General features: G+C 67.9%; 26 protein-coding genes. 7 read left to right on the top strand and 19 right to left on the bottom strand.

The genetic code is table 11. From position 1 onward, the window contains the following. Window positions 1-2: 2 nt before the first annotated feature. The 8 genes from CWC60_RS17365 to CWC60_RS17330 all read right to left on the bottom strand — a co-directional run bounded on the left by CWC60_RS17365 (window position 3) and on the right by CWC60_RS17330 (window position 8,963). The gene (locus CWC60_RS17365) at window positions 3-1,541 is read right to left on the bottom strand and encodes an acyl-CoA carboxylase subunit beta (protein WP_109795184.1); all 1,539 of its coding nucleotides are present in this window, start codon (window positions 1,539-1,541) and stop codon (window positions 3-5) included. A 25-nt stretch (window positions 1,542-1,566) separates the two neighbouring features. Further along, window positions 1,567-3,201 (bottom strand): AMP-binding protein, encoded by a 1,635-nt coding sequence (locus CWC60_RS17360; protein WP_206419999.1) that lies wholly within the window; start codon window positions 3,199-3,201, stop codon window positions 1,567-1,569. Window positions 3,202-3,289: 88 nt separating this feature from the next. Beyond that, entirely contained in the window at window positions 3,290-4,852 is a 1,563-nt protein-coding gene (locus CWC60_RS17355) for an acyl-CoA carboxylase subunit beta (RefSeq protein WP_206419998.1), read from the bottom strand. 7 nt (window positions 4,853-4,859) lie between these two features. Continuing rightward, window positions 4,860-5,072: an acyl-CoA carboxylase biotin carboxyl carrier protein subunit gene (locus tag CWC60_RS17350; protein ID WP_109795182.1), complete on the bottom strand. Its 213-nt coding sequence runs from the start codon at window positions 5,070-5,072 to the stop codon at window positions 4,860-4,862. 48 nt (window positions 5,073-5,120) lie between these two features. Beyond that, complete coding sequence (locus CWC60_RS17345; RefSeq protein WP_109795181.1) at window positions 5,121-5,681, bottom strand: TetR/AcrR family transcriptional regulator; 561 nt, start codon at window positions 5,679-5,681, stop codon at window positions 5,121-5,123. A gap of 184 nt (window positions 5,682-5,865) precedes the next feature. Continuing rightward, window positions 5,866-6,276, bottom strand: coding sequence for a VOC family protein (locus CWC60_RS17340; RefSeq protein WP_109795180.1), 411 nt, complete (start codon window positions 6,274-6,276; stop codon window positions 5,866-5,868). 39 nt (window positions 6,277-6,315) lie between these two features. Further along, window positions 6,316-8,079, bottom strand: coding sequence for a SulP family inorganic anion transporter (locus tag CWC60_RS17335; protein WP_109795179.1), 1,764 nt, complete (start codon window positions 8,077-8,079; stop codon window positions 6,316-6,318). Further along, the gene (locus CWC60_RS17330) at window positions 8,076-8,963 is read right to left on the bottom strand and encodes an MBL fold metallo-hydrolase (RefSeq protein WP_109795349.1); all 888 of its coding nucleotides are present in this window, start codon (window positions 8,961-8,963) and stop codon (window positions 8,076-8,078) included. Before CWC60_RS17330 ends, CWC60_RS17335 begins: the two co-directional genes overlap by 4 nt. Window positions 8,964-9,051: 88 nt before the next feature. Here CWC60_RS17330 and CWC60_RS17325 point away from each other — a divergent pair, with 88 nt between their 5' ends. The 5 genes from CWC60_RS17325 (at window position 9,052) to CWC60_RS17305 (ending at window position 12,589) form a co-directional block, all read left to right on the top strand. Beyond that, the gene (locus CWC60_RS17325) at window positions 9,052-9,378 is read left to right on the top strand and encodes an ArsR/SmtB family transcription factor (protein WP_109795178.1); all 327 of its coding nucleotides are present in this window, start codon (window positions 9,052-9,054) and stop codon (window positions 9,376-9,378) included. Window positions 9,379-9,380: 2 nt separating this feature from the next. Continuing rightward, window positions 9,381-9,911, top strand: coding sequence for a rhodanese family protein (locus CWC60_RS17320; RefSeq protein WP_109795177.1), 531 nt, complete (start codon window positions 9,381-9,383; stop codon window positions 9,909-9,911). Window positions 9,912-9,993: 82 nt separating this feature from the next. Further along, window positions 9,994-11,013 (top strand): phosphotransferase family protein, encoded by a 1,020-nt coding sequence (locus tag CWC60_RS17315; RefSeq protein ID WP_109795176.1) that lies wholly within the window; start codon window positions 9,994-9,996, stop codon window positions 11,011-11,013. Continuing rightward, complete coding sequence (locus tag CWC60_RS17310; protein ID WP_109795175.1) at window positions 11,010-11,384, top strand: DUF6285 domain-containing protein; 375 nt, start codon at window positions 11,010-11,012, stop codon at window positions 11,382-11,384. Before CWC60_RS17315 ends, CWC60_RS17310 begins: the two co-directional genes overlap by 4 nt. Further along, the gene (locus CWC60_RS17305) at window positions 11,381-12,589 is read left to right on the top strand and encodes an acyl-CoA dehydrogenase family protein (protein ID WP_109795174.1); all 1,209 of its coding nucleotides are present in this window, start codon (window positions 11,381-11,383) and stop codon (window positions 12,587-12,589) included. Before CWC60_RS17310 ends, CWC60_RS17305 begins: the two co-directional genes overlap by 4 nt. Here CWC60_RS17305 and CWC60_RS17300 read toward each other — a convergent pair whose 3' ends face one another. The 3 genes from CWC60_RS17300 to CWC60_RS17290 are packed head-to-tail and all read right to left on the bottom strand — an operon-like array spanning window position 12,590 to window position 15,708. Continuing rightward, on the bottom strand, window positions 12,590-13,450 hold the full coding sequence (locus CWC60_RS17300) for a TauD/TfdA dioxygenase family protein (RefSeq protein ID WP_109795173.1): 861 nt from the start codon (window positions 13,448-13,450) through the stop codon (window positions 12,590-12,592). A 31-nt stretch (window positions 13,451-13,481) separates the two neighbouring features. After that, on the bottom strand, window positions 13,482-14,918 hold the full coding sequence (locus CWC60_RS17295) for an N-acyl-D-amino-acid deacylase family protein (protein ID WP_109795172.1): 1,437 nt from the start codon (window positions 14,916-14,918) through the stop codon (window positions 13,482-13,484). A gap of 22 nt (window positions 14,919-14,940) precedes the next feature. Continuing rightward, entirely contained in the window at window positions 14,941-15,708 is a 768-nt protein-coding gene (locus CWC60_RS17290; RefSeq protein ID WP_109795171.1) for an SDR family NAD(P)-dependent oxidoreductase, read from the bottom strand. Between the two features lie 157 nt (window positions 15,709-15,865). Here CWC60_RS17290 and CWC60_RS17285 point away from each other — a divergent pair, with 157 nt between their 5' ends. Further along, window positions 15,866-16,516 (top strand): hypothetical protein, encoded by a 651-nt coding sequence (locus CWC60_RS17285; RefSeq protein WP_109795170.1) that lies wholly within the window; start codon window positions 15,866-15,868, stop codon window positions 16,514-16,516. Window positions 16,517-16,628: 112 nt separating this feature from the next. After that, complete coding sequence (locus CWC60_RS17280) at window positions 16,629-17,609, top strand: NAD(P)H-quinone oxidoreductase (RefSeq protein WP_109795348.1); 981 nt, start codon at window positions 16,629-16,631, stop codon at window positions 17,607-17,609. Window positions 17,610-17,621: 12 nt separating this feature from the next. Here the strand turns inward: CWC60_RS17280 and CWC60_RS17275 are convergent, their stop codons facing one another. The 8 genes from CWC60_RS17275 to CWC60_RS17240 form a co-directional block, all read right to left on the bottom strand. Then, entirely contained in the window at window positions 17,622-18,821 is a 1,200-nt protein-coding gene (locus CWC60_RS17275) for an efflux RND transporter periplasmic adaptor subunit (RefSeq protein WP_109795169.1), read from the bottom strand. Window positions 18,822-18,825: 4 nt separating this feature from the next. Then, entirely contained in the window at window positions 18,826-21,147 is a 2,322-nt protein-coding gene (locus CWC60_RS17270) for an ABC transporter permease (RefSeq protein ID WP_109795168.1), read from the bottom strand. Window positions 21,148-21,194: 47 nt separating this feature from the next. Next, entirely contained in the window at window positions 21,195-21,938 is a 744-nt protein-coding gene (locus tag CWC60_RS17265) for an ABC transporter ATP-binding protein (protein ID WP_109795167.1), read from the bottom strand. Window positions 21,939-21,981: 43 nt separating this feature from the next. Continuing rightward, window positions 21,982-22,419 carry a DUF3775 domain-containing protein gene (locus tag CWC60_RS17260; protein WP_109795166.1) on the bottom strand — a complete coding sequence of 146 codons (438 nt, stop codon included), beginning with the start codon at window positions 22,417-22,419 and terminating at the stop codon, window positions 21,982-21,984. A gap of 51 nt (window positions 22,420-22,470) precedes the next feature. Next, on the bottom strand, window positions 22,471-23,067 hold the full coding sequence (locus CWC60_RS17255; protein ID WP_206419995.1) for an HPF/RaiA family ribosome-associated protein: 597 nt from the start codon (window positions 23,065-23,067) through the stop codon (window positions 22,471-22,473). Window positions 23,068-23,074: 7 nt separating this feature from the next. After that, window positions 23,075-23,524 carry a host attachment protein gene (locus CWC60_RS17250; protein WP_164516614.1) on the bottom strand — a complete coding sequence of 150 codons (450 nt, stop codon included), beginning with the start codon at window positions 23,522-23,524 and terminating at the stop codon, window positions 23,075-23,077. 95 nt (window positions 23,525-23,619) lie between these two features. After that, window positions 23,620-23,832: a hypothetical protein gene (locus tag CWC60_RS17245; protein WP_109795163.1), complete on the bottom strand. Its 213-nt coding sequence runs from the start codon at window positions 23,830-23,832 to the stop codon at window positions 23,620-23,622. 25 nt (window positions 23,833-23,857) lie between these two features. Beyond that, window positions 23,858-24,322 carry a phasin family protein gene (locus CWC60_RS17240; RefSeq protein WP_125182818.1) on the bottom strand — a complete coding sequence of 155 codons (465 nt, stop codon included), beginning with the start codon at window positions 24,320-24,322 and terminating at the stop codon, window positions 23,858-23,860. Between the last annotated feature and the right edge of the window lie 143 nt (window positions 24,323-24,465).

Below are 24,465 nucleotides of genomic sequence, written 5' to 3'. Positions count from 1 at the left end.
GTTCAGAACGGCTCGATGCTCCGCTTCCTTGTGGTGCGCTCGGGCGGGCGCGGAAAGGTGCCAAGGGTGCGGATCAGGATGTCGCGCGTCTCCGCCGGATCGATGACATCATCGAAGCCGAAGCGTTCACCGACGCGCAGCGAAGTGTTGTAGGCCTTGAGTTCGTCGGTGTAGTCGCGGTGCGCCTGGGCGCGGGCGGCCGGATCCTCGATGGCCGCCAGTTCCTTCTGGAAGATGATGCTGGCCGCGCCTTCCAGCCCCATGCCGCCGAATTCGGCGGTCGGCCAGGCCAGCAGGATTGCCGGCATCAGCGGGCGCGAGCCCATGATGTAGTAGCCCAGCCCGTAGGCCTTGCGCAGCACGACCGTCATCAGCGGCACGGTGGCGTTGGCGAGCGCCGAGAGCAATCGTGCGCTGCGGCGGACCAGACAGGTCTGCTCGATCTCCGGGCCGACCATCAGGCCCGGCGTGTCGCAGAGCAGCAGGATCGGGATGTCGTAGGCGTCGCAGATCTGGACGAAGCGCGCCGCCTTCTCGCAGGCCGGGCCATCCATCGCGCCGGCCATGAACATCGGCTGGTTGGCGATGACGCCGACCGTCTGCCCGCCCATCCGGGTCAGCGCCGTGACCATGGCGCGGCCATAGGCGGGCTTCAGCTCCAGCATCTGATCGCCGTCGGCCATGACCTCGATGACCTTGCGCACGTCATAGGCGCGGCGCGGGCTTTCCGGCACCAATTCGCGCAGCTTCGTCTGGTCCTGGGCCGGAACGGTCTCCTGCGGGCCGCTGAAGAAGGAGAGATACTTCTTCGCCAGCGCGCAGGCTTCCCGCTCGTCTTCGGCGAGCAGGTCGATCGCGCCGGACTTGTAGTGCACTTCGGCCGGTCCGATCTCCTCGGGCGTCAGCTTCACGCCCAGCGCCGCTTCCACCAGCGGCGGCCCCGCCATGCCCATGGAGGCGTTCTTCGTCGCGATGGCGACATCGCAGAGCCCGGCCAGGTTGGCGTGACCGGCGAAGGCGCGGCCGGGCACGATGCCGACGGTCGGCGCCTGCCCCGAAAGCCGGGAGAAGGTCACGAAGGTCGGCGAGCCGAGCCGGTTCGGCACGAACATGTCGTGCGGCCGCGCGCCGCCGCCGTCCAGCCAGCAGATCACCGGCAGGCGCTGCTTCTCGGCAAACTCGAACATCCGGCTGATTTTCGTGTGGTTCACCGCGCTCTGGGTCCCCGCGTAGACGGTATAGTCATAGGCGACCATGACGACCGGCCGGCCGTCGACCGTACCGGTCCCCGTCACCAGCCCGTCGGCCGCGCCGGACATGCCCTCGGTCGCGGGCTTCGCCAGCGCGCCGTACTCGACCAGGCTGTCCGGGTCCAGCATGCCGGCGATGCCCTCCCGCGCCGTCCAGCGCCCGCGGGCGTGCTGCTTGTCGACGGCGGCCGTCCGCGCCTCGTCGCGCGTCGCCTGGCGCGCCTCCAGGATCTGGCGCAGCGCCTCGCGGATCTCGCCGGTCTCGCCGGGCATGGGTTCGTGTCGGTTCATCGTGTTCGGTTCCGCTCCTTCGGCTTCAGGCCGCGCCGATGCGGTCGCGGCGGATCTTCACGCCCGCCGCCTCGCGGTCCCAGGTGTCTTCCGTCACGCCTTCTGCACGCAGCAGATGCTTCTGCACCTTCTGCGTCGGCGTCTTGGGCAGGTCGTCCATGACCCGGATGAAGCGCGGGATCATGAAGTGCGCCATGCGGGGCTGGAGGAACTCCAGCAGCGCCGCCGGGTCCACCGACCGCCCCGGCACGGGCGCGACGACGACGAGCACTTCGTCCTCCGAGAACTCGCTGGGCACGGCCACCGCGGCGCTCTCCCGCACATCCGGGTGCGCGTTGACCTCGTTCTCCACCTCGAACGACGAGATGTTCTCGCCGCGGCGGCGGATCGCGTCCTTGGCCCGGTCCAGGAAATAGAAGGTTCCGTCGGCGTCCTTGCGGAACATGTCGCCGGTATGGAACCAGCCGTTGCGCCAGGCTTTCGCCGTGGCTTCCGGATTGTTGTTGTAGCCGTGGTTGAGGCCCCAGGGGCGTTCCTCGCGGACGATCATCTCGCCGATCTCGCCGACCGGCACCTCGCAGTCATTCGCGTCGACCAGCCGGACCTCGGCGCCGGGCCGGACCTTGCCGCAGGAACCGACCTTCTGCGGGTTCCGCTCCGACATCAGCTGGCACGAGATCTCGGTCATGTTGAAGGTGGTGTAGACGTCCAGTCCGAAGCGCTGCGTGAAGGCCGTGACGTCCTCCGACAGGGGCACCATGAAGACGGTGCGCAGCGGGTGGTCATGGTCGCGTGGGCTGGGGTCCGCCTTCATCAGGAAGGGCGTCATCGCGCCGAGCAGGGTCACGCAGGTGGAGCCGGATTCGCGCACCGTGTCCCAGAACGTGTCCGTCTTGAAGCTGTCGACCAGCGCGATGGAGCCGCCCTTGGCCAGCATGCCATAGCTGTTGCCCGTGCCGCCGGCATGAAACAGCGGCAGGTTGATCAGCCGCCGGTCCGTGTGGTCCAGCATCGGCCGGGCGCTCGTCGCCATGGTGAAAAGGTGCAGGTACGACGACAGCACACCCTTGGACGGTCCCGTCGTGCCGGACGTGTAGATGATCGACTGCAGGTCCCAGGGATCGATCGGCCGCTCCAGCGGCGCCGGCTCGTCGCCGGGCGCGCCCAGCGCATCCTCCGGTTCCACCGGCAGGCGGTCGAAATCCGTCTCCCCGCCGACGACGATCAGCCGTTCCAGTTTCGCCAGGTCGATCTCGGACAGCCGCTCGACCAGGTCGGCGTGCACGATCATCAGCTTCGCGTCCGAATTGCGGACGACATGTTCCAGCAGGCCGCCGCGATAGGCGGTGTTGATGGGGACATAGGCCGCACCGACGTAGTTGATGCCGAACCAGCAGCGCAGCATCAGCGGCCCGTTGGGCAGCCAGACCAGCACACGGTCGTCGCGCGCGACGCCGATCTTCTGCAGCCCGGCGCCGGTACGGGCGGCTTCGGACCGCATTCGGGCATAATCCCACAATTCGCCGCCCTCGAACCAGGCGAAGGGCGCATCCGGCGTCGCCTCGGCATGCCGATCCAGGATATGGCGCAGCACGCAGCGGTCGCGGTTCGGGATGCGCGGGTCGCTGAACTCGCCCGCTTCGCTGACCTGCTGGTTCACGTCGCTCCTCCCCATTGTCGTTCCCTTGTCGGCCGGCGCCTCCCCTTGCGCCGACCGCCCACCGGGCCTCTCCGCTCCCCAGCGGAACTCAGATCGGCGAGATCGATCTCACCTTCGGCGGCACGTTGTTCTCCCGGCGGCGCGGCGCGCGTGCCAGGACCTCCACCAGACGCCGGCGGGTATCTTCCGGCGCCACGATGTCGTCGATGCCGAAACCCTCGGCCCCGCGCAGCGGGCTGACCTGCGCGCGCATCTCCGCGATCAGTTCCTGGCGCTTCGCATCCGGATCGTCGGCCTGCTCGATCTGCTTGCGGTAAGCGACATTGGCCGCGCCCTCCAGCGACATGGCGCAGATCTCCGAGGTCGGCCAGGCCAGCGCCGCGTCGGCATCGAAGCTGCGCCCGCCGCACATGGCGATGTAGCCCAGGCCGTAGCCCTTGCGCAGGACGATGGAGACACGCGGCACCGTGGCGTGACCCAGTTCGTAGATCATCCGCGCGCTGCGCCGGCCCAGCTGCGAACGCTCGGCGGACGAACCGATGGAAAATCCCGGCACGTCGATGAGGTAGACCAGCGGCAGGCCGAAGGCGTCGCAGATGGCGACGAAGTGCGAGATCTTCTCGCAGGCCGGCGAGGTCAGCATGCCGCCCAGATGCATCGGCTGATTGGCGATGACGCCGACCGGCCGGCCCTCCAGCCGGGCGAAGGCAGTGATGGCGTTCTTCGCATAGGTGGGCTTGATCTCGAAGACACTGCCCGTGTCGGCGAAACCCCGGATCACCCGGCGGACGTCATAGGCCTTGCGGGTGTCGGCCGGCACCATGGCCGCCAGCTTGTCCTGCTCGCCGCTCTCGCCGCCCCCGGTTTCGGGCGGCGTCATCCGCGCGTTGGACGGCAGGTAGGACAGATAGCGCTTCACCGCGTCCAGCGCCTCGGCTTCCGTCTCCACACCCAGATCGGCCAGCCCGTGCCGGTCGACCTGAACCTCCGCGCCGCCCAGCGACTGGATGTCGATATCCTCGCCCGTGCCCGCCTTGACCAGCGCCGGCCCGGCGAGGCCCATGCAGGCCTGACCGCGCACCATGACGACGAAATCCGACATGCCGGCGTAGTTGGTCGGACCGGCGAAGCCCGCGCCCATCATCGCCGAGACCACCGGCACCCAGCCGGAGATGCGGGCAAGATTGTGGAACATGGGCGAACCGTTTGCGAAGTGCCGCGAATCCTGGCCGTCCTGGATGCGGTGACCGCCGCCATCCAGCAGGAAGATCATCGGGCAGCCTTCGCGGATCGCCTGCTCGACCGCGCGGCGCAGCTTGGCGCTACCCAGCTTGCCGCTGCTGCCGCCGTGCACGGTGAAATCCTGCGCGGCGATCACCACCGGGCGGCCGTCGATCCGCGCGCCGCCGGTGACCACGCCGTCCGCAGGCCGCGAGTCGCGGTCTCCGCCATCGTCGCAGACCAGGCCGCCGATCTCCCGGAAACTGCCTTCGTCGACGAGACAGGCGATGCGCTGGCGCGCGGTCATTTCCGCGCGGCGAAGCATGCGCTCGACCGCCCGGGGGCGGCTTTCGTCGCTCAGCGCGTCGCGCGCCGCCGCAATCGCCGCTTCCGCCTCGGCCCCGCTCCTGTTCGGCATCGGATTGGACATGATGACCTCAGCTCTCCAGCCGCACCACGATCTGGCCTTCCTGGACGCTTTCCGCCTCCTCGACCAGAATCTCGGCGATGCGCCCCGCCGCGGGGGCCATGACCGGGATCTCCATCTTCATCGATTCAAGGATGAGGATTTCCTCGTCCTCCTCCACCGCATCGCCGACGGCGGCCACGATCTTCCACACCTTGCCGGCGATTTCCGATTTGACGTCCATGCAACTTCTCCCAACCTGGCGCTGCTCCCGGCGGCGCCCGAAATTCCATCAATGTGCGGCCAGAACCTGCCGGAACATGCCCACGAGGTCGTCGCGGGCGCTGTCCAGGTCGGTCTTGCCGCCGTCGACCAGCGCCTGGACGATGACGCCGCGCACCGCGCCCAGGATCATGGTGGCGAAGCGGTCGATATCGACGTCTGCGCGCAGCTCGCCCATTTCCCGGGCCTCCTGCAGGTGGCGGCGGAAGCCCTCCCGATAGCCTTCGCCCAGCGCCTGCATGCGCGGCTTCAGTTCCGATGCGGAGCCCATGGACTCCACATAGAGCTGGTAGACGGCGACGGTCGCAGGCGCGCTGTCGCGGGCGCCGGCCATGTGTGCGCCCATGCGGACGAACAGCGCGTCAAGACCGCGTCTGTCGCCCAGCGCCTTCGCCAGGCGGTGCTGGAACCAGGCGTCGCAGGTGTCGACCACGGCCTCCAGCAACGCCTGCTTGGTGCCGAAGCGCGCCACCGGCAGGCCGCGGCTGTAGCCCGATTCCGTGCCGATCTGCGCCAGGCTGCAGCCCGCCGAACCATTCCGCGCGATCAGGCGGAGGGCCGCGGCGATCATCTTCCTGTCCGACTGGGCCCGCCTTTCGGTCTGGCTGCGGCGCGGCTGTGGAGCGTCTGGCAAGGCGAACCTATTTGCTTGTTGACCAGCAAATATAAGGCAGAAGAAAGAGGCGTTGGCAACCGTGGATCAGCCATGCGTCAGGTGCCTGATCGATCGTCCAGTCAGATCAGGGAGATAGCGGTCAGTCGACCGGATCGGCGAAGTATCGCGCGGCTTCGCCGGAGAGTTTTTCCGCGTCGGCCTGGAACAGTTCCAGCAGCACGCCGTCCGGCGCGGGGCACATGATGTACTTCCAGGCGCCGAAATCGCGGATGCCGCTGCGGAAGGCGACGCCCGCCGCGCGCAGCCGCGCTTCCAGCGATTCCAGGTCGTCGGTGCGGATGCCGATGTGGTGGACGGCGCCGCGGCCTTCGTCGCGCGGCGGCTGTTCGTAGATGTGCAGCCGCCCGCCGCCGACGCGCATGAAGACGTTGCGCGCGCCGCCGAAATCGTCGTCGAAGGCGACCTCGCCGCCCAGCATGTCGCGCCACCAGTCGACGGTCGCATCGATGTCGGACGAGAATATGTGGACGTGATGAAGCTGCTCGGTCATGGACGCTCTTCTCCCCTTCGCGCACCACGGCGGCCAGGTTCAGGCCCCGGCCGGAGACCTTCCCTTCTCCACGAGGTCCGGGGCGAGCGCCGCCACCGCCTGATAATGCGACAGGAACATACGCCCCGACAATTCGTCCAGAAAACCCGTGCGCCCGAGCCGGTCCGTGACCGGTCCCTTCACTTCCGACAGGTGAAAGGCGACGCCCAGTTCGCCCAGCCGTTCGTTGATCGCCTCCAGGCTCTCCAGGGCACTGGCGTCGATCTCGTTGACCGCGCTGCACTGCAGGATCACATGCTTCAGTTCTGGCTGCAGGGCGACCATGTCGTAGACCGCGTCCTCGAGGTACCGGGCATTGGCGAAGTAGAGCGATTCGTCGACCCGGAGACCGAGGATGGAAGGGTCGGTCAGCACCGCGTGGCGCTTGATGTTGCGGAAGTGCTCGGTGCCCGGAACCAGGCCGACGACCGCCATGTGAGGTCGGCTGGTGCGGAACAGGAACAGCCCCAGCGAAATGACGACGCCCGCCATCACGCCGGCCTCCACGCCAACCCCGAGAGTCACCAGGATCGTCGCGGCGACGGCGGCGAAATCCTTCTTCGAATAGACCCAGGTGCGGCGAAGACCGCCCAGATCGACCAGCGACAGCACGGCGACGATGATGGTCGCCGCCAGGGTCGCCCGCGGCAGGAAATAGAGCAGCGAGGTGAGCGACAGCGTGACCAGCGCGATGCCGAGGGCGGCGAACGCTCCGGCGGCCGGCGTGCGCGCGCCGGCGTCAAAGTTGACGATGGAGCGCGCGAAGCCGCCGGTCACCGGATAGCCGCCGCCCACCGCCGCGGCGATGTTGGAGGCGCCGAGGCCGACCAGTTCCTGATCCGGATCGATCCGCTGCCGCCGGCGCGCGGCCAGCGTCTGGGCGACGGAGACGGATTCGACGAAGCCGATGACGGCGATCAACGCCGCCGGCTCCAGCAGATCAAGCCAGAGTTGAGGGCTGAAGTCGGGCAGCGACGGCATGGGCAGGCCGGCGGGGATATCGCCCACCAGGCCGACGCCGTCAGCGCCCAGATCCAGCGCCCAGGCGGCAAGGGTGGTGACGATGACGGCGATCATCGGCGCCAGCTTGACGGCGATATCGGCAATGCGCGGGCGCAGACCCAGCCGGTCCCTCAGCAGACCGCCGAGCTGTCGCCGGGCCAGCATCAGGAAGATCACGGCGCCGCCGCCCACCAGCAGTGTCGGGAAATTCGCGGCCGGAACGCTTCGGACAAGGGATTGCACGATTTCCGGCAGGTTGTGGCCGCTCACCCGGATACCCAGAAGATGCCCGACCTGGCTGAGCGCGATGAGAATGGCCGAGGCGCTGATGAAACCCGAGATCACCGGATGGCTGAGGAAATTGGCGAGGAAGCCGAGCCGGAAGACCCCCATCACCAGCAGCATCGCGCCGACAACCAGCGCGAGGGCGATGGCTGCGGCGACGTATTCCGGCGTACCCGGCGCCGCGATCCCGCCGATCGCGGCCGCCGTCATCAGGGAGACCACGGCGACCGGCCCGACGGCCAGCGTCCGGCTGGTGCCGAACAGCGCATAGGCGAGCAGCGGCAGGATCGAGGCGTAAAGCCCGACCTCCGGCGGCAGACCGGCCAGCATGGCGTACGCCAGCGACTGCGGCACCAGCATCACCGTGACAATGGCCGCGGCGATCAGGTCATCGGTCAGCGGGCCGGGCCCGTACTCCCGCCCCCAGTTCAGGATCGGCAGGAACCGGGCGGCCCGCTTGCCCACGCCGCGCCTCATGCCGAAGAGTCGTCCGTATCAGCCAGCGTGATCGGCAGCTTGAGGTATCGCGTACCGTTCGATTCCGGGTCCGGCAGGCGGCCGGCGCGGATATTGGTCTGGATCGAGGGCAGCAACAGCGTCGGCGCGGCGAGGCCGGAGTCCCGCTCTTCCCGCCAGGCGACGAACTGATCCTCGTTCTTGCCCGCGAGATGGACGTTGGCCTTCTCCGCGCTGACCGTGGTTTCCCAGACATAGGCATCGCGGCCCGGAGCCTTGTAGTCGTGGCACATGAACAGACGCGTCTCGTCCGGCAGACTCAGCAGCCGCTGGATGGAGCGATAGAGCGTCCGCGCGTCGCCGCCGGGAAAATCGGCGCGCGCGGTCCCGTAATCGGGCATGAAGATGGTGTCACCGACGAAGACCGCGTCCTCGACATGGTAGGCGATGCAGGCCGGCGTGTGGCCGGGCAGATGCATCACCTCGACCGTCAGACCGCCGATCCGGAAGGTTTCGCCGTCCCGGAACAGATGGTCGAATTCCGCGCCGTCGCCTGAGACGTTGTCCAGGTTGAAGAAGGGGCCGAAGATGCCTTGGACATCCGTGATGTGCTCGCCGATGCCGATCCGGGCACCCGTGGCGCGCTTGATATGCGGCGCGGCGGACAGATGATCGGCATGGGCATGGGTTTCCAGGATCCATTCGATCTCCACGCCTTCCGCCTTCGCCGCTTCCAGAATGGCGTCCGCCGAGTGCGTCGACGCCCTGCCGGAGCGGTTGTCGTAATCCAGCACCGGATCGATCACCGCTGCCTTCATCGTCTCCTGGTCCCAGACCAGATAGCTGATGGTGTTGGTGGCTTCGTCGAAAAAGGCGCGGATCGCCAGTCGTTCACTGTCCGTCATGTCGGCCTCCCAAATCACAGCCCGTGTGCGTGCTTTCCACATATATTAGATATTGCTAATTTAGCAATGCCTAATATATAGGGTCCACATGAACCAGTTTGACACCATCGACGACCTGGAAGCGAAGGCCTCGGAAGCATCTGCGACCCTGCGTCTCCTCGCCAACGAGAAACGCCTGCTGGTGCTCTGCCGCCTGATCAAGGAGGGCGAGATGACCGTCTCGGCCCTCGCGGCGGCGGCGGGCCTGGGCCAATCGGCCCTGTCGCAGCACCTGGCCCGGCTCCGCGCCGACGGCATCGTCGCCGTCCGGCGGGAAGCCCAGCAGGTCCACTACAGAATCGCCGACGAGAAGGTTCGCCGGCTGCTCGACGCGCTCTATGCAATCTACTGCGCGTCCCCCGAAAACGGAGACTGAACATGCATCTGAAGGAACTCACCCCCGAAGAGGCCCGGCGTCTGGCCGATAAAGGCGCCATCCTGGTCGACATCCGCGAGGCCGACGAAGTCGCGCGGGAAAACATTCCCGGCGCGCGGCATGCCCCGCTCTCCGGCATGGGAGACGCGGCGGCGCGTCTGGACGACGCCCCGGCGGTGATCTTCTTCTGCCGTTCGGGCAATCGCACCCGCGAGAACAGCGGCCAGCTCAGGCAGCTCGCCGACGCCGAAGCCTATGTGCTGCAAGGCGGCTTCGACGCCTGGCGCAAGGCGGGCCTGCCGGTCAATGTCGACCGCCGCCAGCCCCTGCCGCTGATGCGCCAGGTGCAGATGGCCGCCGGTCTGCTGATCGTGCTCGGCGTGGCGCTGGGCTATGCGCTCTCACCCTGGTGGTTCCTGCTGGCCGGCTTCGTCGGCGCGGGTCTGTTCCAGGCCGGGGCCACCGGCTGGTGCGGCATGGCCCGGCTGCTCGGCGTCATGCCCTGGAACCGGCGCAGCCCCGCCGGCGCCTGATCGGCAGCTCCCGAACCCGGAAGACGCCGCCCGCGCCGAGGTGCTAGAAAGCACCGGGCGGCGCATCCGGGGAGGGAGACGCATGACCGCATCGAAGGCGCTCGACCAGCCGGCTTTCGTCGAACGGCTGACGAGGGCGGTACGCCGGCGCTTCGGCAAAGCTGCCGCCGTCACGCCGGTGGGCGAGCCCAGCATGGGCGGGATCAACCACACGGCCATCTTCGAGGTGGCCGAAGCCGCAGGCGCGGCCCGGCGGCTGGTGCTGCGCCGGGAGACAATCGAGGGCATCGGCAATCCCTTCATTGCCTCGCACAAACAGTACCGCCTGCTGGAAGTGGCGCACGCGCGCGGCCTTCCGGTGCCTGAGCCTGTCTTCGAACTGCAGCCGGCGGACAATCTCGGCAACGGCTTCGTCATGGGCTTTGTCGAGGGAGAGACCCTGCCCCGGCGAATCAACAACGACCCGCGTTTCGATGGTATCCGGCCCGGCCTCGCCGCGCGCTGCGGCGAACTGCTGGCCGCGATCCACGACTTCGGCCTTGAGGCGACGGACTTCCTGACCGACGTCGCCGACTCCGCCGATCCGCTGGCGGCCCAGCGCGAGCGTCTCGACCTCTACCGGGAGAAGCACCCGGCGCTCGAACTCGGCCTGCGCTGGCTGGAACTGAATCGCCCGACCAGCGGCGCGCCGGCCTCGCTCCACGGCGACTTCCGGAACGGCAATTTCATCGTCGACGAAACCGGCATCGTCGCCATCCTCGATTGGGAATGCAGCCATCATGGCCGGCCGATGGAGGATCTCGGCTGGCTCTGCGTCCCGTCCTGGCGCTTCGGCAATACGGACCGGCCTGTCGGCGGCTTCGGCGAGCGCGCAGACCTATACGCCGCCTACGAAGCGGCGAGCGGACGGCGGGTGGACGAAGAGGAAGTCCGCTACTGGGAGATCTTCGGCATGGTCCGCTGGGCGATCCTGAACGTCATGCAGGGCTTCGGTCACGTCTACGAAGGCCGCCGGTCAATGGTCTGGGCCGCCTGCGGGCGGAACGTCGCCATGGTCGAGCACGAACTGATGCAGGCGCTGAACGGCAGGAGCCCGCGATGAGACAGGATCAGCCCGCCGCCCACGACCTCGTCGGCACGGTCCGTGAATACCTCGAAGGTCTCGCCGGAAAGCTGGACGACGAACACCGCTTCGATCTGCGCGTCGCTACCCACCTGCTGGGCATCGTTGAACGCGAGCTCCGCGACCGGCCGGATTTCGAGGACGATGAGTGCGCGGCGCTGCGCGACCTGACGGGCGCCAAGGAGGGCGAGGACGCGATCGACGCGCTCTGCCGCGCCTTGCGCGCTGGCGCCCTCGACAACCGCTGGGACGAGGCGTTGGCGGCGGTCAACCGCACTGTCGAACTGAAGATGAAGGTCGTTCGGCCCGCGGCGCTGGCGCCGGCCGACAAGGGGGAGAAAAACAGATGAACTTCGAATTCCCGGACAAGGTGAAGGACCTGCAGGCGCGAGTCGCCGCCTTCATGGACGAGCATGTCTACCCGCTGGAGCACGAGTACGACCGACACGTCGCCGAAGCCGGCGGCTGGACCACGCCGCCGGTGCTGGACGACCTCAAGGAGAAAGCCAGGGCCGAGGGCCTGTGGAACCTGTTCATGCCCGACGAGCGCTACGGCGCCGGGCTCACCAACCTGGAATACGCACCACTGGCGGAGATCATGGGCCGCGTCGAATGGGCCCCGGAAGTCTTCAACTGCTCCGCCCCGGACACCGGCAACATGGAGACTCTGGCCCGCTACGCCGGCGACGAGCAGAAGAAGCAGTGGCTGGAGCCCCTGCTGGCCGGCGAGATCAGGTCCTGCTTCTCCATGACCGAGCCGGCCGTCGCCTCGTCCGACGCCACCAACATCGAGTGCCGCATTACCCGCGACGGCGAGGACTACGTCATCAACGGCCGCAAGTGGTTCTCGTCCGGCTTCGCCAACGAACGCTGCCGGCTGGTCATCGTCATGGGCAAGACGGCGCCGGACGATCCCGACCGATACCGCCAGCAGTCGATGATCCTCGTACCGAAGGATGCGCCCGGCCTGCGGCTGGAGCGGAACCCGACCACCTTCGGCTATTCCGGCGCGCCCGGCGGCCACCCGGAGATCGTCTTCGAGGATGTCCGCGTGCCGGCGTCGAACATTCTGCTCGGCGAGGGCCGGGGCTTCGAGATCGCCCAGGGCCGCCTCGGTCCGGGGCGGATCCATCACTGCATGCGCTTCATCGGCTCGGCCCAGCGGGCGCTGGAGCTGATGTGCCAGCGCGCCGAAAGCCGCAGCGCCTTCGGCATGAAGCTCTCCGAGCACGGCTCGCTGCGCGAGGACATCGCCCGATCCTTCTGCGAGATCGAGCAGGCGCGGCTGCTGACGCTCCGGGCCGCCGACAAGATGGACCGGGAGGGCAACAAGGCCGCCCGGGACCTGATCGCCGCGGCCAAGATCGTGGTGCCGAAGATGGCGACGGAGGTCATCGACCGCGCCATGCAGGTGCACGGCGCCAAGGGCTTCACCGAGGATACCTTCCTGCCCAGGGCCTGGACCTGGGCGCGCTATATCCGGGTCGGCGACGGGCCGGATCAGGTCCACATGTCGTCGCTCGCCCGGCAGTTGTTGCGGCGCTACGCCGGCTGATCAGGCGGCGACCTCGGCCTCGCTCACCGGGTCGCCGGCGATGCGGGAGTGATACATCACCCGGGGCTTCGTCATGTCCCAGGGGCAGGCGCGGTGCATCAGGCAGCGGTTGTCCCACAGCACCACCTCGCCGGGCGTCCACTTGTGGTGATAGGTCCAGTCGCCCGAGCCGGCGAACTCGTTGAGCCCGTCCACGAATTCTTCCGACTCCTTCTCCGACATGCCGCTGACGCCGAAGGCGTGGCGGCCGACCAGCAGCGACTTCCGGCCGGTCTCGGGGTGGACCTTGACCATCTGGCGGCGCACCGGCGGCCGCTCGTCCAGGCCATAGCCGATATATTCGCTGTCCTTTTCCTTCCGGCGGAAACCGGCCTTCATCTGGCTGTAGTGCAGCGAATGCAGCGCGGTCAGCCCCTCCAGCCTGCGCTTCATGTCGTCATCCAGCGCGTCCCAGGCCTGACGCATGTCGGCGAAGCCCGTCTCCCCGCCTTCCGACGGCACTACATGGGCGCTGAAGACGGCGCCCTTCGCCTGCAGCGGCATGTAGGTGCTGTCATGATGCCAGCCCATGTTGCCCTTCAGGATCTTGACCAGATCGTCCTCGTCGCTGGTGCGGACGCTGCCGTCGTCCTTCAGATTGCTGATGGCGAACAGCTTCACCTCCAGCGGACCGAAGCGGCGCGCCACGTCGACCTGCGCCTCGGGCTCCATGTGCTGGTCCGGGAACAGCAGCAGGCCATGTTCCAGCCAGGTCTCGTAGAGCGCGTCGAAAGCCGCGTCGCTCATCTCGGTGAGCTTCAGACCGGTGATCCGCGCGCCGAAACTGGCGTCCAGCGGCTCGACGTCGAAATGCTCGCTCATCGCAATCCTCCCCAGGATGTTCCCGGCGAGTCTATGCGACCGTGGCGTGCGCGGGAAGGATTTGCCGCCCGGCGCCGGGCGCGGCAGCCATGCCGTTGACGTAGACCTGCGCGATGCCCTCGGCTGGTGCGGTCGGCTCCGCGAGGCTCGACCTGTCGCGGATCCTGCCCGGGTCGAAGAGCACGAGATCGGCGAAGCAGCCTTCGCGCACGAAGCCGCGGTCCGGGATGCCGAAGATCTCGGCCGGCAGGCCGGTCATGCGCCGCACCGCCTCCGCCAGCGACAGCAGGCCCTCGTCGCGCGCGTAGTGTCCGAGCACACGCGGGAACGTGCCCCAGAGCCTGGGATGCGGCCTGGCGTCGAAGGGCAGACCGTCGGAGCCGATCATGGCGAGGTCATGGGCCAGCACCGTGCGGACGTCGGCCTCGGCCATGGTGTGATAGAGCGCGCCGGCCGGCATCAGCCGTTCGACGGCCTCTTCTTCCGTGCAGCCAAGATCCGCGGCGACCTCGGAGAGTTTCCGGCCGGCGGTTTCCGGCATCGGCTTCGAGCGCGTGATCGTCACCCGCTCGCCCCCGGCGGCACGGGCCCGCTCCGGCGTCAGCGCCGTGGAGGAAAAGTCGTAGGGGTAGAGGTCGAGGCCCACCGCCTGCACGCCCCTCGCCGCGTCGATCCGGGCCAGGGAGTGGCGCACGGCGCCGTGGTTCGCCCCGCCCACCGCCTTGTGATGGGAGAAGATCACCGGCGCGCCGCTGGCCCGTCCGATTTCCAGCGCCTCGTCGACCGCATCGAGCAGGCCTTCGGCCTCGTCGCGGAGATGGGTGACGTAAAACCCGCCCTTCGGCATCCGCTTCGCCAGCGCGATCAGTTCGGATGTCTCCGAGCGACTGGCCATGGCGTAGGCGAGGCCCGACGACAGCCCGATCGCGCCGTCGGACAGGCTTTGCTCCAGCAGTTCGCCCATCCGCGCAATCTCGCCCTCTGTCGCCGGCCGGTTCACGTCGTCCATGACACTGAGGCGCAGGGTCGAATGGCCGACCAGCGCCAGGGTGTTCACCGCCGGACGCGCCGCCTTCACCGCGTCGAGGTATCTCCGGAACCGCTCGAAGCGGTGTTCGGGACGGAACATCAGAATCTCGAACTCGGCCGGCAGTCTGGCCTCCGGCAGGAACGGCGCCGGGCTGTAGCCGCAAAGCCCCGTGATCACCGTGGTGACGCCCTGGCTGGTCTTCATCTCCATCGCCGGATTCTCGATCAGGGCGATGTCGTCATGGGTGTGGACGTCGATGAAGCCCGGCGCAAGCGCCAGCCCGGCTGCGTCGATCACTTCCCGGGCTTCCGGCCGCACCGCGCCCTTCTCGACCGCGGCAATGCGGTCGCCCCGGACGCAGACCGTGCCGATGAAGGACGCCGCGTCTGTGCCGTCGAAGATCCGGGCGCCGGAGAAGACGGTGTCATAGGCGGTCATGGCGTCCTCCCGGCCGGTGGCGTCAATCGGCGGTCAGGCCGACGGCGGCCCGGCCCTCCTTCGAGCGCAGCGGAAAATCGCGGCCGAGCCAGTCGTCGGACGCCTCGGTGCAGAGCCAGGCGATGGCCTTCGCCACCCACTCGGCTGGAATGTGGACCGAAGGGTCGAGCCGGCTGACCGGATTGATGCCGGAGGCCTTGATGGCGACCTGCATGTCGGTGCGCACAGTGCCGGGGCTGATGCCGAGCACGCGGATGCCCTCCGCGCCGTATTCCTTGTGCGCGCAGGCGGTCAGCGAGAGCGCCGCAGCCTTGGAGGAACAATAGTGGCTCCAGCCTTCCAGCGCGCTGGTCGCCGCGCCGGAGCTGACGTTGACGACGGTGCCGCCGCCCGACTTCAGCATCACCGGCAGGGCGGCGCGCAGGCCGAAATAGACCCCCTTGTAGTTGACGTCCGCCACCTTGGTCCATTCGTCCGGATCGCTCTCGGCAAGGCGCGCGATCGGTTCGATCAGGCCGGCATTGTTGACCAGCACGTCCAGGCCGCCATGCGCCTCGACGGCCTTCGCCACCGCGGCCTCGACATCCGCGTAGCTGGCGACGTCGGCCCCCACCGCGATGGCGTGGCCGCCCGCTTTCACGATCTCGTCGGCAATCTCCTGGATCGTGCGGCGGCTGCGTGCGAGCAGCGTCACCCTGGCGCCCAGTTCGCCGAAATGGCGCGCCGCAGCCGCGCCGATGCCGCGGCTGGCGCCGGTGATCAGACAGCTCTTGCCGGACAGTTCGCTCATCGCTCTCGCCCCCCAGATTGTTCGACGCCGCCTTGATAGCGCGGATGGCCGCAGGCGGAAAGCCGACCCGCCGCGGCCCTGATCTGCGCCCATTGAATCCGCGGCGCAGGCCTCGACATCCGGATCATATCGTCATCCGAAGAAAGGAGATCGAACGATGAGCGCGAAACGCGACTCGCTGGTCGACGCCCTGATGAAGAGCCACGGCCGGACATATTCCGGCGAGCTCGGTATCGACCTTTCGAAGAACACGCCTTCGCCGCTTTTCCGCTGGCTCTGCGCTTCGATCCTCATGAGCGCCCGCATCTCCGCCGACAAGGCCGTGAGCGCGGCGCAGGGGCTGGCTGACGCCGGCTGGACCACCGCGCCGAAACTGGCCGACAGCACCTGGCGAGAGCGCGTGGATGTGCTCAACCGCTCCGGCTACGCCCGTTTCGACGAGAGCACGGCCAGCATGCTGGGCGACATGGTCGAGCGCCTGATGGACGAATATGACGGCGACCTGCGCAGCCTGCGCCGCCGCGCCGACAAGGACCCGGCGGAGATGCGCAAACACCTGAAGGCGTTCAAGGGGCTGGGCGACGTCGGTGTCGACATCTTCTTCCGCGAGGCGCAGATCGCCTGGGAGGAGCTGTACCCCTTCGCCGATCGCAAGGCGCGCAGCGCCGCGAAGGAACTCGGCCTGCCGGACCGCGGCGACCGGCTTGCAAAGCTGGTGGAACGGGACCGTTTCCAGACACTGGTCGCCGCGCTGGTCCGCGCCGACCTGGCGAAGGATCTGGACAGGATCGAGAAGCGGGCCGCCTGACGCCGCCTGCGTTGATTGCGCCGCCCGCCGCCCTATCCTTGCGGTTTCCATTTCTGTTCGAACCGAGGGGGAGAAGGTGGGGACAGCCTCAGTGAAGAACCTGCCGGCGACGATGCGCGTCGTCTCTGCGAGGAAAGGCGGCGGCCCCGAATCACTGGTCGCGGAGGACCGGCCAATGCCCGTGCCGGGGCCGCGCGACGTGCTGGTCGAGGTCGCGGCCACGGGTATCAACCGCGGCGATATCCTGCAGCGCGCGCGGACCTACCCCGCGCCGCCGGGCACCGACTACGATGTGCTCGGCCTGGAAGTCTCCGGCCGTGTCGTGGCGGCGGGCGACCAGGTAACGCTGTGGAAACCCGGCGACAGGGTCTGCTGTCTGATGAAGGACGGCGCCTATGCCAGTCATGCGCTCGCCGACGAGCGGCTGACCATGGCCGTGCCCGAGAATGTCGACCTCGCCGCAGCCGCCGCCCTTCCCGAAGCGCTTTTCACCGTCTGGACCAACGTCTTCGACCGCGGCGGGCTGAAGCGAGGCACGCGCTTCCTCGTCCACGGCGCCAGCAGCGGTATCGGGGTGATCGCACTGCAGCTCGGCCGGGCCTTCGGCGCCGAGGTCATCGCCTCGACCGGCTCCGACGCCAAGGGCGAGATCTGCCGCCAGCTCGGCGCGCAACACGTCATCAACCACAGCGAATCGGATTTCGTCGCGGAAGCGAAACGGCTCACCGGCGGCGAGGGCGTCGACCTGATCCTCGACATGGTCGCCGGCTCCTACATGCAGCGGAACCTCGAGGCGCTGGCGGTGGAGGGCAAGGTCGTCATGATCGGCCTGCTAGAGAGCGACCGCGCCGACTTCGCCGTGGGCACCCTGCTGACCCGGCGGCTGACCATTACCGGCTCCACCCTCTGGGCGCGGACGATCGAGCAGAAGGCCGAAATCCGTCAGGCGCTGGACGAGGAGGTCCGGCCGCTGCTGGAGAGCGGCGCGGTCCGTCCGGTGGTCGACCGGGTCTTCCCGCTGGAGCGAGCAGGCGAGGCGCACGACTTCATGGAAACCAACAGCCACGTGGGCAAGATCCTGCTCCGCCCCTGACGGGCCGCCGGCTCAACGCGGCTCGATGCGGCCGCCGTCCCGCACGCGGTCGCTGGGATAGAGCACGACGCTCTCGCCAGCGTCGAGACCGCCGCGGATCTCGGCGAAAAGGCTGTTGCGCGCGCCCGTCTCGACAAAGCGCAGTTCCGCCCGGCCGCCGCCTTCGACGAAAACAGCCCAGTCGCCGCCTTCGCGGAACAGCGCGCCGAGCGGCGCCTTGAGGACTTCGTCCTGGAACAGAACCACGCCGACATCGACGCGGAAGCCGTGCCCCAACCGCCGCCAGTCCTCGGGCGGATTGGTGATGTCGAGCACCACCTCCACCCGCTGTTCCTCGATGCCCAGGGCCGAGATCCGCGTCTCGGCCAGGGGATCGATCCGGCGCACGACCGCCGCGAGGTCCGGGCCACCCCAACCGCTCAGGATGGCGGGCTGGCCGGGCTCGATGCGTACGGCGTCTTCCGACAGCAGGTCGACCGCCACTTCGAGATCTCCGGGATCGCCGATCTCCATAAGCTCGGCGCCCGCCTCGACCACTCCTTCGCTGCGGCGGATCACCCGCAGGACGACGCCGCTGACAGGCGCGGTGACCGGTACGCACTCGCAGCGCTCGCCGCGTTCCTCGATCTCCGGCCGGGTGAGCAGGCGCGACCGGGCTTGCTTGAGTTCGTGCTCGCGGACATTGAGCGCGGCGCGCGCGGTCTGCAGCGCCGCCTCTGCCACACGGTGGGCGCGCTCGGCTTCGTCCAGCGCGCGCTCCGAAATCGTCTGCTGGCGGATCAGCCGGCGGGCCCTTTCCAGTTCGCCGTCGGCGAATGCGAGGTCCGCCTCGGCCCGTGCAACCTCCGCGGCAGCAAGTTCGCGGGCGGCGCGGGCGGCCTCCACTGCGGCCTCCTGTTCCGCTTCGGTGCGGACGTCCAGGAAGGCAGGCGAGGCCGGCTCGATCCGTGCCAGTTCCGTGGCGTGCGCCTTCACGGGATCGCCGGCCTCCGCCTCGACGCGCAGCAGATGCCCGCGGAGCGGCGCGTAAACCGTGTAGACGTCGCGCACGCGGATCTCGCCCTCCTCGTCGATGGTCACGCGCAACGTGCCACGCTCGACCGCGGCCAGGTCGACGGGCACCGGCTGCGGCCGGAGCGCCCAGGCGATGCCGGCGGCCAGCAGCAGAAGCAGAACGACCCAGATTGCGATGCGTCTTGTCCTGGCGCCCATATGGCTACTCCCGTGTTTTCAGAACGGCGATGAGATCGAGATGATCCAGGCGCTGCCGGACGAAAGCCGCGGCGGCGGCCGTGGCGGCCAGGGCAATGAGCACCGCCTTGCCATATGTCGCGTCGGCAATGACCAACGGCACTCGGAACAGCTCGGTCTCGAAGGCCCCGGCAATGTACCAGGCGAGCCCGAAGCCGACGGCGCAGCCGAACGGCAGCGCAAGCCAGGTCAGCAGACCGATCTCGCCCAGCAGGATGTAGGAGATCTCCCACCGCCCGAAGCCCAGCACACGCAGCGTCGCCAGTTCGCGCGCCCGCTCCGAAAGGGCGATCCGGGCCGAGTTGTAGGTCACCCCGACCGCGAGCACGGCGGCGAAGGCGACGAAGAAGCCCACGAAGATGTACATGGTCTCGCCAATGGTCTCGTAGACCTGATCGATCGCCGCCCGGCGGAACAGGACACCCGCCACCCCCGGCAGTTCCTTGACCTCGGCCAGGAATTCGTCGCGGCGGCCGCTGTCGAGCGTGACGTGCAGCCCGTCGATCACGCGTCCATCGCCCATGACGCGGTTGAGCGCACTCAGTTCCATGTGCACGGGCCGGCCGATATAGGTGTCGAAGATGCGCACGACCGGCAATTCGAGAACAGGCCGGCGGCCCTCCAGCACCTCCACGCGGACGACGTCGCCGACGCCCACCTCCAGATGCTCTGCCACGATTCGGGACATCAGCAACCCGTCCTCCGGGACCGGCACGGGCCCCAGCTCGAAATCGTGCACGGGGCTCAGCTTCGCCGCCGACGGCACGCCGCCTATGCCCTCGCGGAGACCGAGATGGCCGTTGTGGAGGCGCGCCGCCACGTTGCGGAAGGGCTCGGTGGTCAGCACGCCGGGCAGGCCGGCGAAGCTGCGTTCCGCCGAGGCCGGCCGGATGTCGACGAAGCCGATCGTCGCGTCCTGGTGCTGGCCATGCTCGAAGACGCTCTCGACCAGATGGTCGACAGCGTCCAACCATTGCAGGGCGAGGACCAGCACGGCTACCGACATGGCGACGCCTGCGCTGGCCAGGAAGGCGCGCAGCGGCCAGCGCAGGATGCGCCGCAGAATCATGCGCGTCGGCTCGTCGAGTCCCGCGGCCGGGGCGCTGCGCGACAGCCAGTCGCGGCGGTAGACCGGTGGCGACGGCGGCAGCATTGCCTCGGCCGGAGGCAGGGCGACGGCCTTCCGGACCGATGTCAGACTGCCCGCCAGCGCGGCGGCGAGACTGATCCCGCCCGCCAGCAAAAAGCCGGATGGCCCGGGCCGGTAAAGCAGGAACGGGAAGCGGAAGAAATCGGCGTAGAGTTCCGTCTGAAAATGGCCCAGCCAGGCGCCCATCAGCGCGCCCAGTCCGACGCCGATGCCGCCGATCAGCAGCACCAGTTTGGCATAGTGCCACCCGATCGCGAGGTCCGTGTAGCCGAAGGCCTTGAGCAGGCCGATCTCGTGCCGTTCGGTCTGGATCAGGCGGACCATCACCATGTTGGTCAGGAACACCGCGACAGCCAGAAAGATCGCCGGCAGCAGGGTCGACATGTTCTTCTGCTGATCGATCTCGTTCTGAAGGAACCAGTTCGAAAGCTGCTCCGCCCGGGCCACCGCGCCGGCTCCGCCATAGGGATCAAGCAGCGCGTCCAGTCGCGTGATGACCGCGTTCGGGTCGGCCCCGCGCAACAGGCCGAGCGTGACGCTGTTGAAGGCGCCGTCCATGTCATAGGCGGCCGCCATGGCCGCGCGGCCCATCCACAGGACGCCGAAACGCTCGTCGTCGGGCATCAGCCCGCCCGGCGCGATGGCATAGACGAACTCCGGACTGAGCGCGGTGCCCACGACCTGCAGGGTCCGCTTGCGCCCCTCCAGGATCGCTCCGAAGCTGTCGCCAGGCACCAGACCGTGCGCCTCGGCGAACGGCTCCCCTATGACAACCTCGTCCGGGCGGTTCGCTTCCGGCAGGCGTCCCGAGCGGAGCACCAGGGTGTTGAGGAGTTGCGGCCCGTGCTCGGGCAGCGAATTGATCTGGCCGATCACGGGCTCGCCAAAGCCCGGCATGTCCAGCATTGCGACCTCGACGATGCGGGTCTGCGCCATGCGAACCCCGGGGATCGAAGCGATGTCGGCAGCCAGCCGTTCCGGGGCGCGGCGGGCCCCTGCGAAGACATCGGCGAAACGCGTCCGCTCGTAGTAGGCGTCGCGGGTCTCCTCCAGCGCCTCGATCGTCGTCAGCGCCATGATCAACAGCGCAGTGCCGGAGGCGATGACCATGGCGACGGCCAGCACCTGGGCCTTCATTCGCCAGATTTCCCGAACCAGTTTCCGGTCCAGGCTGGAGAGCGCCCTCACCAGGCCAGTTCCTTCGGCGAGCGGCGGCGGGCGTTCGCGGCGATCTCCGCGATCTGGCCGTCGGCGAAGCGCAGCATCCGGTCGGCCACGTCGGCGATGACGGCGTTGTGGGTGATCAGCGCCGTGGTCGTGCCCAGTTCCTCGTTGACCTTGAGCAGGGCTTCCAGCACCAGGATACCGGTGGCGCTATCCAGCGCGCCTGTCGGCTCGTCGCAGAGTAACAGGTCCGGACGTTTGGCGATGGCGCGGGCGATGGCGACGCGCTGCTGCTCGCCGCCCGAGAGCTGGGCCGGGAAATGATCCAGACGCGCGCCCAGACCGACGAGTTCGAGCGCCTCGGCCGGCGCCATGGGATTCCGGGCGATTTCCGTCACCAGGGCGACGTTCTCCCGCGCCGTCAGGCTGGGAATCAGATTGTAGAACTGGAAGACGAAGCCGACATGGTCGCGGCGATAACGGTTCAGCGTCCTGTCATCGGCGCCGGTCAGTTCTTCACCCTGAAAGCGGACGGTCCCGTCGGTCGGCGCGTCGAGCCCACCCAGGATGTTGAGCAGAGTCGACTTGCCGCTGCCCGAGGGTCCCAGCAGCACCACCAGTTCGCCTTCGTAAAGATCGAGGTCGACGCCGCGAAGTGCCTGCACCTCGACTGCGCCCATGCGGTAGACCTTGGTCAGGCCGCGGGCCGAAAGGGCGACCGGCCTGTCACCGTCAGGGCCGGAAGCCCCGGTAATCTCCGACATCGCTCGCGCCCCTCGCTGCGGCCGCAGTCCGGCCGGGACAGCCTCAGAGATGGCCCAGCTCGTACTCCTCGCAGGAGTGGCCGAACTGCGAAAGGCCCTCCTCCAGGTAGTCCGACAGCAGCGGCTCGCCCAGCAGGTAGTCCGCCGTGCGGTCATTGTGGGCGCGCTTGGCTTCGTGACGCAGGTTCGACCAGTCCTTCAGCGTGCCATCGCCGCGGCCCAGCCAGTACAGCGCCACCAGGGCGTTCTGCTCGTCCTCGTTGAGGTCGTTGACGATCTCGACGATCTCCTGAACCACCGGATCGTCCTTGTGGTCCTCAAGGACGCCGTACATCTTGTCATCCGCCGGATTGGAGCCGGGATCGGGCTCCGTCTCGGCGTCCTTCACGTCGAACTCGCGCACCTTGACGATCAGGTAGCAGACCTTCTCGGGCGAGAGGTCGAGCGGCGGTGGGGTCTCATCGGAAGTCGAGGCTCTCATTGGCTTCTCACTCCAGTTCCTTGGGCGGGTGATGACGTGGCCGGATGGCGCTCAGCCTTCCCGATGGCCGGCGCCCAGTCGCCCGGTAGGTTCGATCGTCGTCGCCTGCGGGCCATCGGGGCTCTCGCCATAGACGACGACCATCCGGACCTCATCGCCGGGCTCCAGCTTCTCGTAGTCGCCGACCACGGCATTGCGATGGAAGTAATATTGCCGTCGCTCCGCATCCACCGCGAAGCCGTGATCGGGGTACATCTGCGAGACCGTGCCGAGCAGCGGCGGCTCGTGGGTCTTGACGTCGCCGCGGACCTTGCGCGCGTGGTCCTCCAGCAGGCGGTCGGCCGCGTCGAAGGCGTCTCGGAGAGCGACGTAGACGTCCTCATGGGCGTGGCTGTTGGGCCTGGCGCGGTTGACCACGAGTTCCCGGCCCGGCACGCCGATCATGATGTTGACGCGATAGAGCTTGCCCTGATGGCCGTGCCGATGCGGCGCCTCGACGACGACGCGGCAACTCACGATCCGGTCGAAATGGCGCTCAAGCCGGTCAGCGCGCTCGCGTATGCGGGCCTCGACGGCGTCCGAATGGTCCATGCCGTGAAAGGCGATTTCCAGGGGCGTTTCCACTACTTCCAACTCCGCTTCGATCAAGGGCCGCTCAGACGGCGAGGACGCCTTCGAGATGGGTGGCGAGTTCGGGCGCCGTGGCCTTCGTCAGATCCTGATCGAGTTCGCCGATGATCCGCTGTTTCAGCGTCTCGGGCAGCATCTGCCGCAGTTCGCCGAGGGCGCGTGGCGGCGCGACCAGAATCAGGCGGTCGAACCCGTGCTTCCTCTCGACAGCATCGAGCGCCGCCACCGCGTCCTTGAGGAATCGCCGTCCCGCCTTGCGGTGCGGGTCGCTGCGCGGCTCGTATCCGTGGTGAACACCGTCCTTCGCCGAAAACCCGGTATCCGGATCGTGCGGATCCAGATCGCCGCTGCGCTCGAGATGCGTATCGAGGGCGATGTCGTCAACTGCTTCGATGCCCCGCCCCGGTCCGTCGTTGGCGAACACGCGCGCGTGCTGATGATCGGCGACAAGTATCCAGGTGACCGTCTTCTTCATTTCCTGCGCTCCTGTGAATGCGGTGGCGGGCCGAGGCATCCCGGCATTGTGAGGCCATCACTAGGCGCGCCGCGAACCGCGGTCCTTGATCTGGATCATTTCGCCCGTTTGCGAACCGCCGCCGCGTAACGGCGCCGCAGTTCAGCCACCTCCGCCGCGGTGACGCCGAAATAGGCGGCGATCTCGCCATCACCCAGACCGATATCGGCGAGCGCGGCGAGCGAGGCCGCGTCCACGGGCCAGTTAACTCCCGCAACGAAGCTCTTGTGCAGCCGTTCGGTCAGCATGTCGTCGTCGGTCGGTGTCATGCCGCAACCCCTCGCCGGATAGAGTTCAGCCGTTGCCGGCGCCGGTCTCCCCGGCATCCTCGGCAACATGGACAATGTCAGAGCCGAAGCGCGAACAGGCTGCGCCCATCTCGCAGGCAAGTTCGGCCATCCGGCTGGTCGCTTCGGCATAGTCCGAAGCCATTTTCTGAACGAAATCGGCATTCACCGACCAGGCCTCGGCCGCGCCCCTGCATCCGGCGAGTTTCCGGCTCCGGTCGACGTTCTCCTTGAACCTGTGTTGCATGAATCTCTGGGTCTCGTGCTGCATTTCCCGCCAGTCGTCGATCAGCGCGTGGGTCATCCCGAAGAAGGCCAGGGCGCTGGAACCGTTGGCCTCGGCCAAACGGGAGAAAGGGAATGCCGTTGCGGCGTTGTCGCTACCGACGGTTCCTGCGTGGTTCGTATGTGTGCTCATCTCTGATGCCCCAATGCCGGATTCATTCCATCCATCCTGAGGGCGCCGCAGCAATCGCCTTGCCGACAGGTTGACGAGACGTTAACCGCGTCGCCGGGGACCGGCATTGATTCAGGTCAATCCTTGCAGCTGTCTTCAGTACGAAGCACGTCGGCGGTGCAATTGCGATGGATCAATCCCCAGCCATGATCCGTTAG

This window comes from Minwuia thermotolerans, from assembly GCF_002924445.1.
In the GTDB taxonomy this organism is placed as follows: domain Bacteria; phylum Pseudomonadota; class Alphaproteobacteria; order Minwuiales; family Minwuiaceae; genus Minwuia; species Minwuia thermotolerans.
This window is presented reverse-complemented; position numbering and strand designations above follow the sequence as displayed.